Raw genomic sequence first — 13,739 nt, 5'->3', positions numbered from 1 at the left:
ATCGTTCTGATGGGAAGCCGGGATGAAAAGCTGTTAGAACTCTAAAAAGGCGGTGATTTTTAATGAAGTACGACTACTTGATTGTTGGTGCAGGACCCTTCGGCGCTATATTTGCATATGAAGCCATGAAGTGTAATAAAACATGCTTAGTAATCGATAAACGAGACCATGTCGGAGGAAATATTTATACGGAACAAGTGGAAGGTATTAATGTGCACAAATATGGTGCCCATATTTTTCATACCAACGATAAAGAAGTATGGGATTATGTGAATCGTTTTGCTACATTTAATCGTTATACCAACTCGCCAGTAGCAAATTTTAATGGCGAGATGTACAATCTGCCTTTTAATATGAATACATTCTATCGGTTATGGGGAGTTTCTGATCCGACAGAAGCAGAAAAGATTATAGAGAAACAACGAGTGCAATATGACGAGCCGCAAAATCTTGAAGAGCAAGCTCTTTCGTTGGTTGGTCGTGATATTTACGAAAAACTGATTAAAGGCTATACAGAAAAACAATGGGGGCGTGCCTGCAAGGACTTGCCTGCATTCATTATCAAACGCTTGCCCGTTCGTTTTACATGGGATAACAATTATTTTAACGACCAGTATCAAGGAATACCTGTTGGAGGATATACGCCAATCATTGAAAAGTTACTGGAAGGTAGCGAGGTTAGACTGAATACGGACTATTTCGCACAAAGAGAGTATTTTGATGGAATCGCGACGAAGACAGTATACACAGGAATGCTTGACGAGTTCTATGAGTATCAATTCGGACCACTTGAGTATCGCACACTCCATTTTGAATCAGATATTCTGGATCAGTCCAATTTTCAAGGTAATGCGGTTGTGAATTACACAGATCAGGCAACGCCGTTTACCCGTATTATTGAGCATAAACACTTCGAATTCGGCACTCAGCCTAAAACTGTAGTCACACGCGAATATTCAAAAGAGTATCAACCGGGGGACGAACCATACTATCCGGTTAATAATCAAAAAAATAACGCTAGTTATTTAAGTTACAAGGAGCTTGCGGATAAAGAAGAAGGCGTAATTTTTGGTGGCAGACTAGCTGAATACAAATACTACGATATGTGGCAAATCGTTAGGAATTCGCTAGATACAGCAAGAAAAGAGCTGAAAAAGGTTTAAAGCTCATCGTTGTAAATAGGATTTGGGGAGTGGATTTCTTGGAGGTTTCATTAACTGGTCTTGTGGGGCTGAAAATACGAGCGGGTGACGGTTTACAAGAGTTAGGGCATCCTGAGATGCTAAGCACCACTCTTTTTTATTTGGCCCAACCTGGTGACATATTGCGGCTAAAGAATTCCGAGTATAAGTTCAACGTTGCAACCTATGCGGCGGAAGTGCAGGATCGTTGGATATACACGTATGCCTATGCCCCAGATGAGAGCTGGACGGTTTACCGAAAGGATTTGAGCGGGAACAGTTACAGGCAAAACGATTATGTGTTTACAGAGTCCGTTTACTTTCGTGTATGTCTAAGGAAAATGAATGGAGCAGAATTTGAAAGTTCTGAGGACATCAATCATATTCTTTCATTTAAAAAAAATGAAACTCCTCCGCCTGAAATGAAGCCGTGGCTCAGAAACGAAGTAGAGCGTGTCTCAAAGCAGGTTATGAGTATAAGGGAAAATGGAGATATCCCCTTTCTATTATTAACAGATACACATTATACAGTAAATGGTACTTGGGATGACACCTCTGCCTCCATTCAACAACTGCATAAGGAGATAGGTCTTGATGGAATTATTCATCTCGGAGATTTTACGGATGGTATGACCTCGCGCGAGGTGAGTCGGCATTATGTAGAACAGATTTTTGGAGACTTGAAGAAGAGTGGAATACCTTTGTGGGTAACGCTTGGCAATCATGACACAAACTATTTCGGGAATAACCCGGACCCGTTTTCACTGAAAGAACAATGTGAGCTATATTTAGGTAGAGATGAACCGCGATATTACGTTGATTTTAGCAGACACAAGATGCGTTTTTTATTCTTGGATTCCTTTGATCCGGATGAAAAATTTCGGTATGGATACAACGTAGAGTGCATTCAGTGGCTAAATACACAACTGGAAAATACACCTGATGATTGGAAAGTTGCTATCTTTTCTCACCTCACGCCTGTTAGACGTTTACAGCATTGGGCTAAAGAGCTACGTGGAGAAAACGAGTTAATAGGGTCATTGAACAATCATGCAGATAAAATTCTTGCCTTTATTAATGGTCATAACCATGGGGACTTTTTGGACAATGAAGAAGGGTTCCCTATTATATCCATAGTAAATTCAAAGTGTGAAGCGTTCACAGAATATAAGCCTGAAGGCTTTATTACCCCTGATCGAAAACTCGGCGAGACCTCGCAAGAAGCCTTTGATATTATGCTCGTCAATTCAGAAAAGAGACAAATCCGCTTTGTGAGGTTTGGTGCGGGTAAAGATAAATTTGTTTCGGATGGAAAGGCGAAGTGGCTTTAATGAAAATGTGCACCAAAATGTGCGGTGACATTTAAGCTTAGGAGAATTAAATTGGTGAATAAACTAAAAGAGTTACAGGTTGTTGAACTTGATATTCTTAGAGAATTTACAAGGGTTGCAAAGCGTGAAGAGTTAACGTGGTTTGCCATGTTTGGAACTCTTCTCGGCGCTGTACGTCATAAAGGTTTCATCCCGTGGGATGACGATATTGATATTGCTTTGCCACGCTTGGAATATGATCGTCTCCGGCTTTCACAGAATTGGTTTAATGAACCCTATTTCTTGCAAACACCGCAGAATGATCCTGCTGCCGCTCCCCATTTTATAAGGCTGCGGCGAAGCGATACAGCGGTCCTCTCGAACTTTCCTAATGGTTTTACGAGAGGCGGTCACATGGGAGCCTATATCGACATCCTTCCTCTGGACGATATGCCTAGCGGGGATGCTGCAAGACGTGTTCAGGAAACCGCATTGAAGGTACAAATTCAAATGTACGCTTCGACTGCTCTTGATGAATGTGAGGGGCCAGAGATCTCCGAAAATAAAGAGGCATTTTGCTACGGTGCTGGTGGGATATCGGGGCAATACGATTTTATTGCAGAGCGGTATGAACGCTTCTGCTCAAAGTATTCTAACCAGTTATATTATTCTATCCCCGTTGTAATGGGCGAGCATGGCAGCAGAGTGTATGACAAGAAATGGTTTTCGAAAAGTGTAGAAATGAACTTTGAAGATTTAAAAATTCCAGTGCCTGTGGGGTATAAGGAAGTACTAATTGCATCTTATCCTGGCGGGCTATACGAGCCTGATGCAAAGGAGCGTAAACCGAAGCACATTGATCTTAGTATTGTGGATATGGGCCGGTCTTACAAAGAATATGTTCGTCCCTATACTGACATGCTGTGCGATATTAAAAATAAAAAGGTATATATCTTCGGTGCGGGCGATAGTTTGCGGATTTGGATGGAGCGTTACAGCAGTGGGTTGAATGTGGTGTGCGCTTTTGATAATCGTAAAGCCGCATGGGGGAGTGTAGCATATGGTGTACCCGTGCGGTCTCCTTCCGAATTAACTGTGTTATTGGATGAGAATTCACGGCTGATTATTGCAAGCATCTATCATAGAGAAATAGCCAAGCAACTTGAGGAAATGAATATATTTGATTACTACTTTTTTGTTGACGGCTTAGGATATACGAAAAGTTAGGACAATACGGAGTAAGTGGACATAGTTGTATCATAGTACAGCGAAGTGAAGCCTGGTCAGCGTAATTCTCCAGTAATAGGAGTATCAAGAGTGCTTCCCGCTTACGGTGCATGTGGAGTCGGTGGCGATGTTGGCGAGAAGCTAAAGAGAAGGGGTTCGAGAATTTATACATAATTCTCGAACCCCTTCTCTTTGTCAATATCATCTATTAATTTGTAAGTAATCCTGGAGTGAGTTCATTGAATGACATGAAGTCATATAGAATCTTTATAATTATTTTCAGTCAGTAGGCATCGTACTTTATATTACAATCTGTGGTCTACAAACAGATCATACAGATGTAGATGTACTATTAAAAATAGTAGTCTAAAACAACCCAACATCCCAGGCGATAATTAATACACATGCACACCCGCACCAAGCACGGATTTATTTTGAACGGAATTACCGGATAGATATACCTTTTGCAGATCAGGCAGCTGGCTTAGGGTCTCTATATTGGAAATGGCATTGTTCTCAAGATGAAGTTCTTCTATGGCCTGCCAGTTGATCATGAATTCGAGAGAAGCCAAATTGCTGTCTTGCATAGTGAAGGAACGCAGAGCGGACAGTTTGGCAAAGTAAGGCATCATTTGGTCAACTTCAGTAACAGAGGTGTTGTTTATGCTGAAATACGGCTGCTCTAAGGTTAAATGTTCAAGCACGCTGTTCTCCGCGGCCGCCTTTTGTTCAAAGTTCAGCCTGCACTCGGAGCACATCAGAGATCTCACCTGCTTCAAACGAAATAAAGCATCGCTCTCCTTATATAGTGACGAGTCGTAAATGTTTAAGGTCTCCAGGCGGGACAAGCCGTCCAGGGCGGCCAGACGGGTTATTTCACTGATCTCCCAGAGGGAAAGCTGCTTCAGCTTCGGGAATTTCCCCAGCGCAGCCAAGTTCAATTCCCCACTTCCGCCACGGAGCGTCAGACTGGTTGTAGTCGGGGCCTTTAGCCCGGGGAGAAAAGAGCTTGGAATTTCCACTCGCTCTACTTTAGGCAATGTCAGCGCTTCTGCATTCTCGTAGTAGCCGGACAACGTTAATTCCCGCAGAGAGGGTAGACTGTTTATGGCTTTTACCGAACCAAGCTGACTTAGAGAAGCCAGGCGTAGTGTAGTAATGGAGTTTTTGCCGGTCAAGCGCTCCAGGCTCGAGATGTTTACATTTTCGATATCTAACGTTTGTAAAGCAGGCATATTTTGTACAAAGTCGATGGACTTTACGTTCGTTAAATAGGACAACTGAAGCTCCTGAAGCTGGGTCAGGGCGTACAGCGGCTGCAGGTCTGTGGTTTCACTGTACTGTATAGACAAGGATGATAACCCGGTCATGGACGACAACCATCCGAGTTCATCGACAAAGGTGAGCGACAGGGACTTGATTGGCAATTGGTTTAACAAGTGAAAATCTGTTACGGACTCATCCACATAGGTAATGGATAAAGAGTTCAGATTGGGGAATTCCAGCAGCAGGGCCAATTCCTGATTGCTGCGAAGCTGAGTGGTAAGCTCCGTGATTTTAGACTTGTCGCCAAAGTAGCCCGAAAATGTACTGAAGGATTCGTTAAAAGCGCCTCCATAACTTTTTAATCCGGGCATATGGGCCAAAGTAGTTTGGTCCGTCTGGGATATTTCATAGGTATTTGTCAGGTCCAATGCCGTCAGTCCCGTAAAAGCTTCAAAATCTCGCTGATCAATCCGCAGGCTATTCAATTTCTTGTCTTGAGTAACATAAGTGAACTTCTCGGCCTGTTCATCGCTGAATGGATCGGAGAGACTATATGTAAACTTCCACTGATCATTCTCCGAATGCTCTACGGTTAAATAGCGAATACGAGCCAATTCCTCCTCTGTTGGCAAGGCAGACCCTTTATCGAAGATATCTCGCAAAAATGAGAGCAAAACCTCGCTTTCAGGCATCTTTCGCACAGGCAGATTGGCTTCTGTTTTTGAATAGGTAGAGCTGTTGCTATAATAGAGAAATGTACCGATGGCGCCAGCCAGGACTAACATCAGTATCAGCATTACCTTTACGGAGGCAGTCTGCTTCAGCGGTGCTTTAGGGGGCGTTCCGTGGTAATGATTAATGGTCTGGTCTACGTAATAGACATGATTTTGCTTCAATAAAAGCTCTGTTTCACAATAGGGACACTTTAAAACCTCATCCTTCTTGTATTCAATTCTTCCGTTGCAATTGGGGCAGTTTAGCGGGATAAACGCCACGAATGTCCCCTCCTTCATTATGATGGTCATAAGATCATGCTGAACGGTCATCTGATTTCATTATACCTTGTGAATTTACGTTTGATGAGAGAAAGAAGTTTCACATAGCGAAGGAGCAGGGGAATCCTGCTCCTTTTTGGTCTTATTTAAAGTGTGGCTGGTGGTAGGCATTATTAAATCAATCATTAAGCGATCGAAGTAATCGGATGTTTAACGTGCACAGGGTAGAGATGTTCACCATGGGTTCTTACAAATAAACCTTCATTGGTGATTGTACTTTTTAGAACGATATGATCCGTTACATCTGGAGTGAAATGGAAAGTTATTTTCTCCGTATCATCATCTGCGATCTTATCCAAAATATCGTTCATATTCATTTCGTTTAAGCTAACAACGTCGAAGAGCTCAATATGATTATCTTCTTTCTGATAAATAACAATGACGTTTTCGTTTTCCAAGTAATAAATATCATTACTAAAAACATTCAGGCAATAAAACATGAGTATTCCTTGAGCATGATGGGTTGCGAAATGATGAGAAACAGGTAATCGTTCCGATGCGAATTTTTGAATAAGACGTAAATCCTCCGCGTTAGTTACATTTAGTTTTCGGATATTCGCAGGTTCGGGTGATTTTTTTGCCGTATAATTCATCGAAAAAAGATGTTCTTCCACAGGTTTAAACCCAAACTTGGGGTAAAAATCAAGCACCGATTCATTGGCAAAAAGGTACATGTAATCATACTTGTTCTCGTATTCCTCTAAAACTTTATTCATTAAACGTGTAGAGAGTCCTTTCCCCCGATAATCAGGATGTGTCATCACCGTGCCGATTTGAATCGCTTTTTTCTTCTCACCGTGAATGATGAGCTCAAGGATGTTAACGGAAACGTTGGCAATAACCTGGTCTCCATCGACATATGAATAAGGGATGTAACGCTCGCCCCAGTATCCTTGTTGATACCAATCTTCAAAATTGATCTCAAACGTGTTGACAGCAAGCTCGAAAAAACTCTTGCGCAGTACTTCATTGTTTTTATAATTCTTCATAAATATTAATTCTTGCATGGTATTACCCCCTTAATCCTCAAAAATGACTGTTTGTATAGTGGTACGATCCCGTATTTAACTATGTAAAATATGATTGCAGGTGACAATTCTGCTTATAAGTTGTTGTTGGATAAGCAAGATTTGCAACAAGAGAAAGTGGAGTATGATACGGAAAGAGACGCGAGCGAGTTCGCGTCTTCTTTTTTGCATGCTTTATAGGATATGCTTAAATGCAATTGCGTCAGTGAACTGTTTTTCACTATTGAGAATCTTGGTCCATTAATCTACGGCAAAATGCACGATTGCACTATATAACATCTTGTTGCGAAAAGGGTCAAATGTTACTTGATGTTGAACCTGCTTCACGCGCAGCATTAATGCTTTGTTCATTCCGATTCGCTCTTCGATCGCTCGTTCGAGTTCACGGAAGTCATAAGCCTGCAAGCATTCGACTTTGTCTTTGATCATATCCAGTGAAATTTCCATATATAATTCAGGCCTCCTTAAATCTCGATTTGCAGGTTAAAAGCCTGTCGAGCTTCATTTTAGAGGAGCTTTTCCAGTTCGGCAAGAGCAATCGGGCTGAAAATCTAATAAAGACGTGATAAAATCGGGAAAGGGCAATTTTAAGATCATCGAACACTCATTAATCTGAAGATCTAATGGAAGTTATAACAGATACTGCTGTTTGAACAAAGTTACATTTGCATGGTATAAGTGAAGAAGAAGCTAGGACACCATAATGTGAATCGCAACGAAACTGCGAATGATCATGTAAATGATAGGCAAGCAGATGCAAAGAGTTACGTTTTATTATTATTAATGAGGACAAAGACTGTCCTGGAATGTATAGAGGAGCTTTTGAGATGACAAAGGAAAACTTTTGGCGTGAATTGCCACGACCATTTTTTATACTGGCACCTATGGAAGATGTGACCGATGTTGTGTTTCGGCATGTCGTAAGTGAAGCGGGCAGACCGGATGTGTTTTTTACGGAGTTTGCGAACACAGAGAGTTATTGTCACCCGGAGGGGCACCATAGTGTGCGTGGACGGTTGACGTTTACAGCGGATGAACAGCCGATTGTGGCTCATATCTGGGGAGATAAACCGGAATTCTTTCGTGAGATGAGTATCGGTATGGCGAAAGAAGGATTTAAAGGCATCGATATCAATATGGGCTGTCCTGTAGCGAATGTTGCGGAGAATGGAAAAGGAAGTGGCTTGATCTGCCGGCCAGCCCTTGCGGCGGAGATTATTCAGGCGGCGAAAGCCGGAGGGCTGCCGGTCAGTGTGAAAACGCGTCTCGGATTTACTGAGGTCGGCGAATGGCGCGACTGGTTGACCCATATTTTGCAACAGGACATTGTGAACCTGTCCATTCATCTGCGGACGAGAGAAGAAATGAGCAAAGTAGACGCTCACTGGGAACTGATTCCGGAGATTAAAAAACTTCGTGATGAGATAGCTCCTAATACACTGCTGACGATTAATGGGGATATTCCTGAGCGTGAGACAGGCCTGAGACTCGTGGAGCAATATGGTGTGGATGGTATTATGATTGGACGCGGTATTTTCCAGAATCCGTTTGCTTTTGAGAAGGAGCCGAAGGAACACAGCAGTAAGGAATTGCTTGATCTGCTACGACTGCATTTGGATCTCCATGATCAATATTCTGAGCTTGAACCGCGTTCGTTCAGCCCGCTGGCCCGTTTTTTCAAAATCTATGTTCGTGGCTTCCGCGGTGCTAGTGAGCTGAGAAACAGCTTGATGAACGCCAAAACCACTTCTAAAGTACGCGAATTGCTCAATGAGTTTGAAAGTAATGAACAGGTGGAGTAGAGTAAGACGTAATCATGGATACGGAGTATGATTCAGGTAGATTTAAAAGCAAAAAAAGAAGCGGTAACTCTTCCGCTTCTTTTTTTTGCTTTGCTGTTTAACGCGTATACGCAGGCTTTTCCATAGCGACCGCTTGAGGATTGGCAAGCACCCATAACACAGCCAACTCGGATAATCTGGCAGGCGCATCAAAATCGTATCCGTTATGAAGCTTGCTGGCCAAGTCTGCTGCCTCTTGGAGAAGTGCGGGGGCGAGTGGCGCTCCAGTGCCCAAGTGACGAATCAGTGCATCCAGCATCTTGCGATACTCTGCATCCCAGTTTCCTCCGCCATTATCTAATACTTCATGGGACACACGTCCTGTGATGCGAACGACCTCTCCCTGCACCGTTTGAGCGTGGCCCTGAGCCGGGATGAGATATTCCCACAGCTCTTGGTGCTGCTTGGGCCAGGTGGTTGCCTTTACCTGAATGAGTGCAGTTCCATCGTGCATGATCCGATTCGCTACCGGCTTGACATCAAATAGACGGTACAGTTTGATCAGCGCGTCTGAAACTCCATCGACCTTGTCCTTATTGAACTTCTCACGGACGAATTCAAAATCCTTACCGATCCGCTTCACCGATTCTTTCATATCCGGGGTGACCGATGCTCCGGCATCCAGCAGAATTGCGGCCATCTCTGCCAGATTAACTATATCGCTATTCCTACAATTGACTAACCCCTTAGCTAATGGCGTATTACCCTGTTTATTTTCTACGTTAATCGTAGCGCCCTGGTTTACCAACTCTTGAACCACTTTGGTTCGATACCCACTGACCGCTGCATGTAACGGTGTTTCATTTTGGTAATCCACAGCGTCCAGATCCGCACCTAATTCAAGGAACAGGGGTACATTTCCTGACCAGTGTGAGGCATGAGCATGTAGAGGCGTGCGTTGATATTTGTCACGTGCATTTATATCTGCCCCTTGCTCTATCAGCCAGCGGACCAATTCATCCGAAATATGCCGAAAGCTGAGGGCCGTACCTTTGCTATAACCCCCGCGGGCATCCCATTCGCATTGCTCAAAGACTTCTTTTACGGTTGCGATATCATTATCTTTAACGAGTTTTTCCATATGAGCAGGTAAGGCTGCTTTCTTCGTAGCCATTACACTCTTCCTCTCCTTTGTGAATAACAACGTAAGTTCCAATGGTAGGTTATGACGATTTAATAGTAAGTAGATAATTTTCTGCAATTTTATCACATAGGGGAATTCAAAACCAATAACTGGGTTTCTTCCATCGTCAATTTGGTTTGCTATGTTATAATTTAGATGAATGTTGATACTGGAGACGGATTGAAAAATATTTGAAATGATCGCCGCAATTCATGCGGTAGGCTTTTGATAATAGGAGGATTTATGTCCTGGAGTAAATTGAAGCAACAACTGGAGAGTTTTCTTAGTCCTGCGTTAGTTGGAAGGGTCGAGTACCGTGCCACCAGCTATCGCTATTCACCTGATAAATCAGGCAATTGTTATATTACTGTAGATAAAAAGAATGTACTCAACATGAGTGATACAACAACCCCAATCCGATGGTATCAGACAGAGCAGGAGATCAAGAGCGATCCGGAGATCATGATTCCTGTGAGCGATGAAGAGATTGAAGTTATTCGAAAAGATTCCAAAGGACCCATTCCCGAGGATCGTCTTCAAGTCATGGCAAGAAGCAGAAAAATCTCCGTACATGCCAAGGAGCTTTTGTTGGCTCAGACCGCACTTAGTAAATCGAATTTTACCGTTGCAGCCACGACGTATTTATCAACTTCTATAGAGGATAATCTGGATAGCAAGGATATTTTGTTTAATATTCTGGCTTTAATGGACAGACGAGTTGGCAAAAAGCGAATTCTGAACATGTCGGAGCAGGTCAAATTAAAGCATCCAGCGGTACAATATTTTTATGAACTGCGTCGTCGTACGTTGTGAAATTGATTAACTTTTGATATAGCTTTTAACTATAACCAGTTATGGTTTTTTAGTATCCCTTCTAACTGCTCTCAGCGTGATATGATCATTGTATACAACGAGGGGGTTTTTTACATGACTGATAAGTTCCAGATCGTAGGAAGTTTATTGCGGCCGGATGAGCTGCTGAAATATAAAACGCAAATTGAACATAATGATGATATCCAATATCCGTTCTATGAAAACTACGAAGGATATGAGAAGTGTGAGACGGAGGCAATTAAACAAGTTGTGGCTAAGGAAATCGAACATAACTTGTCCGTGGTTACCGATGGCGAATTTTCCAAATCGATGTGGCATCTGGACTTTGTATGGGGATTTGGCGGAGTGAAGCGTTACATCGCGGATCATGGCTATTTTTTCAGAGATGTGGACGGAACTTCGAAGTATGAAACACGCAAAGATATCGGACTGCGCATCACTGATAAATTGAGTGGAAAGAACCATCATTTCATTCAACTGTTCCAACAACTGCAAGACACGGCTGGCGAGCAACAAACGAAACTTTGCGTACCGTCTCCTTCCCATATTTTCGGTGAACTTTCCTGGTCGGATAACATTGGTGGAACGGATGCTGTATATCAAAACATACAGGAACTCAAAGAGGGTCTTGTGATCGCGTATAAGGAATTCGTGGAGGAATTCGCTGCAGTGGGCGGTAAAATTCTGCAATTCGATGATTGCTTGTGGGAACTGTTTGCAGACGACAACCCGAACTCTCCGTTTACAGGGGAAAATATTAATCAAGATGAAGTAAAGGGACTTGCTACCGAATTCATTGATATTAATAATACCGTGATTGACTTTGGTCACAGCCTTGGCTTGAAAATGTGGACACATAACTGCCGCGGCAATTATGATTCCCGCAACATGGGTGGTGGATCGTATGCCAAAATTGCGAATCTGTTCCTGAAGCAATTGAAATATGACCGTTTCTTCCTGGAGTGGGATGATGATCGTGCGGGTTCAATTGAAGCTCTGGAAGTGTTCAAGGACAGACCTGAAACGGAAATTGTACTGGGTCTGTTGTCATCCAAAACGAGTACACTCGATGATGAAGCACGTGTTGTCCGTTTGCTGGACGAAGCTTCCAAAATCATTGATAAGGATCGGCTGCTGTTATCTCACCAATGCGGATTTGCATCCTGCGATGGTGGTAACGAATTAAGCGAAGCTCAGCAATGGGCGAAGATCGATCAAGGGCAGAAGATTGCAAAGCAATATTGGGGCAGCACCGTCTAGGATTTAAGCTGAATGTATTGTGACCTTATAAACACATTGCTCGATCAATAGTGTTCTGTGCAATAATGAAACGGCGACTTTTCCTCTGGAATCTATCCAGGGAGAAGCCGCCGTATTTGTTGTGGAACGTACACATGGGTACGTGCTCATTTCTATAACTTTTTTAAACTAATGATGAGGCAGGCATGTCTTTCTTTATTACTGCGATTCACGATGAGCCAGCCATTCCTTTTTCAACAAAGCATATTGATACGTATTCTCGTATTTCGGTGTGCCGTCCTCATTTTTGACAAATGAAATGAACTCCAAAAAAAGACCTTCCCGGCGCATGCCCAGCTTCTCACACAGTTTCTGAGAACGGAAGTTATCATCCTCGACATAGGCGTACAGTCTTCTTATTCCCTGTTCCATAAAGAGATTTTCGATGAAAGCATTGGCGCTCTCTCTGGCGTACCCTTTTCCTTCATATCTGCCATTAAAATTCCAACCAATACTATAGGTATCTGAATTCGAATCCTTATCCGTATCGGAATCCCGATCTTCCCTCATACCAAACAGCTCACCGATCAGCTCGTTACTGTCTTTTAGGCAAACCGCGATGTGGGAATCGTCACTGCTTCTTTTTGCAACCTCTGCCACCGCGTCTTCCAACGTTGAAATTCGTTGCTCCATAAAACAATTCACTCTGGGATTTGCGGTGTATTCCAACAGTCCGGCTGCGTCCGTTACGGTGAAATTTCTCAGGATTAATCGATTGGTTTTAAGTATTTGCATAAGATGATATACCTCCGGTTTTCATATCAATAGATTGGCTTTGTTCATGTTGTATCTCTTTTTATTTTACGAGACTCCCTATTCTTACTATAACTCGGTATGGCCTTGGGTTTGGCTTTGGTACTGTCTGACCGGGAGAACAATCCCACCAATTTCTCCCTATAGATATAACCGAGTACAAACCCGATCACAGCGATAACAGAAATAATAATGGCGATGTTGTATTGTTGCATATGAATCGTGGACCCTATAACGGTAGATGCGATGATCCACGGCAGACGACCGACGATAAGGATCGTGAAGAACCTAAACGAACTAATCGATGTAAGTGCGGCGACAAATACAAGCATGTCTTTGGGCAAGCCGGGAATCACGAAAAAGATAAATAAAAAAGCGGAGAACTTCTTCTCATCATGAATTAACGACATCCACTTATTATTTTTCTTTTGCATTAGTCGTGAAATATAGGCGCGACCGATATAACGGGTGAAATAAAAGGCGATCGCTGAGCCTATAATCAAACCTATTGTAGTATATAAGGACCCAAGTGTAACCCCATAGATATAACCGCCTGCGACCTGTACCACTTCTCCTGGAATAGGTGCAACCACGATCTGAAGAATCTGGAATAAAATAAACATGACCGGACCCCAATGGCCTGTTGAATGAATATACGCTCTGAAATTGTCCATGGAAGACATGATTTTAATAATGGCAGGAGAATAATACACCAGTAGACCAATAGATAACATGATGAACAGACCCAACAATATGTTAATCATTACTTTTTTCGAAGTTTGTGGCATTCCTGACGACCCCTTTGTGTAATAACTTCTACAT

12 protein-coding genes are annotated in these 13,739 nt (G+C 42.7%); 6 read left to right on the top strand and 6 right to left on the bottom strand.

What is annotated here, in order from left to right; genetic code table 11:
* The first annotated feature begins 62 nt into the window (after window positions 1–62).
* The 3 genes from glf to MKX68_RS07045 are packed head-to-tail and all read left to right on the top strand — an operon-like array spanning window position 63 to window position 3,718.
* On the top strand, window positions 63–1,163 hold the full coding sequence (gene glf, locus MKX68_RS07055; protein WP_340910391.1) for a UDP-galactopyranose mutase: 1,101 nt from the start codon (window positions 63–65) through the stop codon (window positions 1,161–1,163).
* Between the two features lie 38 nt (window positions 1,164–1,201).
* Window positions 1,202–2,512 (top strand): metallophosphoesterase family protein, encoded by a 1,311-nt coding sequence (locus MKX68_RS07050; RefSeq protein WP_340910389.1) that lies wholly within the window; start codon window positions 1,202–1,204, stop codon window positions 2,510–2,512.
* A gap of 54 nt (window positions 2,513–2,566) precedes the next feature.
* Window positions 2,567–3,718 (top strand): LicD family protein, encoded by a 1,152-nt coding sequence (locus MKX68_RS07045; RefSeq protein ID WP_340910387.1) that lies wholly within the window; start codon window positions 2,567–2,569, stop codon window positions 3,716–3,718.
* A 395-nt stretch (window positions 3,719–4,113) separates the two neighbouring features.
* Here MKX68_RS07045 and MKX68_RS07040 read toward each other — a convergent pair whose 3' ends face one another.
* The 3 genes from MKX68_RS07040 to MKX68_RS07030 form a co-directional block, all read right to left on the bottom strand.
* The gene (locus MKX68_RS07040; RefSeq protein ID WP_340910384.1) at window positions 4,114–5,781 is read right to left on the bottom strand and encodes a leucine-rich repeat domain-containing protein; all 1,668 of its coding nucleotides are present in this window, start codon (window positions 5,779–5,781) and stop codon (window positions 4,114–4,116) included.
* Window positions 5,782–6,164: 383 nt separating this feature from the next.
* Window positions 6,165–7,046 (bottom strand): GNAT family N-acetyltransferase, encoded by an 882-nt coding sequence (locus tag MKX68_RS07035; RefSeq protein ID WP_340910382.1) that lies wholly within the window; start codon window positions 7,044–7,046, stop codon window positions 6,165–6,167.
* A 261-nt stretch (window positions 7,047–7,307) separates the two neighbouring features.
* Window positions 7,308–7,514, bottom strand: coding sequence for a DUF2536 family protein (locus tag MKX68_RS07030; RefSeq protein ID WP_036668351.1), 207 nt, complete (start codon window positions 7,512–7,514; stop codon window positions 7,308–7,310).
* Between the two features lie 380 nt (window positions 7,515–7,894).
* Here MKX68_RS07030 and MKX68_RS07025 point away from each other — a divergent pair, with 380 nt between their 5' ends.
* Window positions 7,895–8,869 carry a tRNA dihydrouridine synthase gene (locus tag MKX68_RS07025; protein ID WP_340910381.1) on the top strand — a complete coding sequence of 325 codons (975 nt, stop codon included), beginning with the start codon at window positions 7,895–7,897 and terminating at the stop codon, window positions 8,867–8,869.
* Between the two features lie 97 nt (window positions 8,870–8,966).
* Here MKX68_RS07025 and MKX68_RS07020 read toward each other — a convergent pair whose 3' ends face one another.
* Window positions 8,967–10,022 carry an ankyrin repeat domain-containing protein gene (locus MKX68_RS07020; RefSeq protein ID WP_340910379.1) on the bottom strand — a complete coding sequence of 352 codons (1,056 nt, stop codon included), beginning with the start codon at window positions 10,020–10,022 and terminating at the stop codon, window positions 8,967–8,969.
* Window positions 10,023–10,274: 252 nt separating this feature from the next.
* On the opposite strand from MKX68_RS07020, the gene MKX68_RS07015 reads away from it, so the two are divergent.
* A complete protein-coding gene (locus tag MKX68_RS07015; protein ID WP_289391152.1) occupies window positions 10,275–10,844 on the top strand; it encodes an SF0329 family protein in 570 nt (189 codons plus the stop codon).
* Between the two features lie 114 nt (window positions 10,845–10,958).
* Window positions 10,959–12,125, top strand: coding sequence for a cobalamin-independent methionine synthase II family protein (locus tag MKX68_RS07010; RefSeq protein WP_076253801.1), 1,167 nt, complete (start codon window positions 10,959–10,961; stop codon window positions 12,123–12,125).
* 198 nt (window positions 12,126–12,323) lie between these two features.
* On the opposite strand, the gene MKX68_RS07005 is transcribed toward MKX68_RS07010, so the two are convergent.
* Both MKX68_RS07005 and MKX68_RS07000 read right to left on the bottom strand, forming a co-directional pair.
* Window positions 12,324–12,899 carry a GNAT family N-acetyltransferase gene (locus MKX68_RS07005; protein WP_340910374.1) on the bottom strand — a complete coding sequence of 192 codons (576 nt, stop codon included), beginning with the start codon at window positions 12,897–12,899 and terminating at the stop codon, window positions 12,324–12,326.
* Window positions 12,900–12,943: 44 nt separating this feature from the next.
* Window positions 12,944–13,705: a TVP38/TMEM64 family protein gene (locus MKX68_RS07000; RefSeq protein WP_340910372.1), complete on the bottom strand. Its 762-nt coding sequence runs from the start codon at window positions 13,703–13,705 to the stop codon at window positions 12,944–12,946.
* Window positions 13,706–13,739: the final 34 nt, after the last annotated feature.

It is taken from the genome of Paenibacillus sp. FSL M8-0212, assembly GCF_038004645.1.
In the GTDB taxonomy this organism is placed as follows: domain Bacteria; phylum Bacillota; class Bacilli; order Paenibacillales; family Paenibacillaceae; genus Paenibacillus.
Note: the sequence above shows the minus strand (reverse complement) of the source record. Positions and strands in the feature narration are given on the sequence as shown.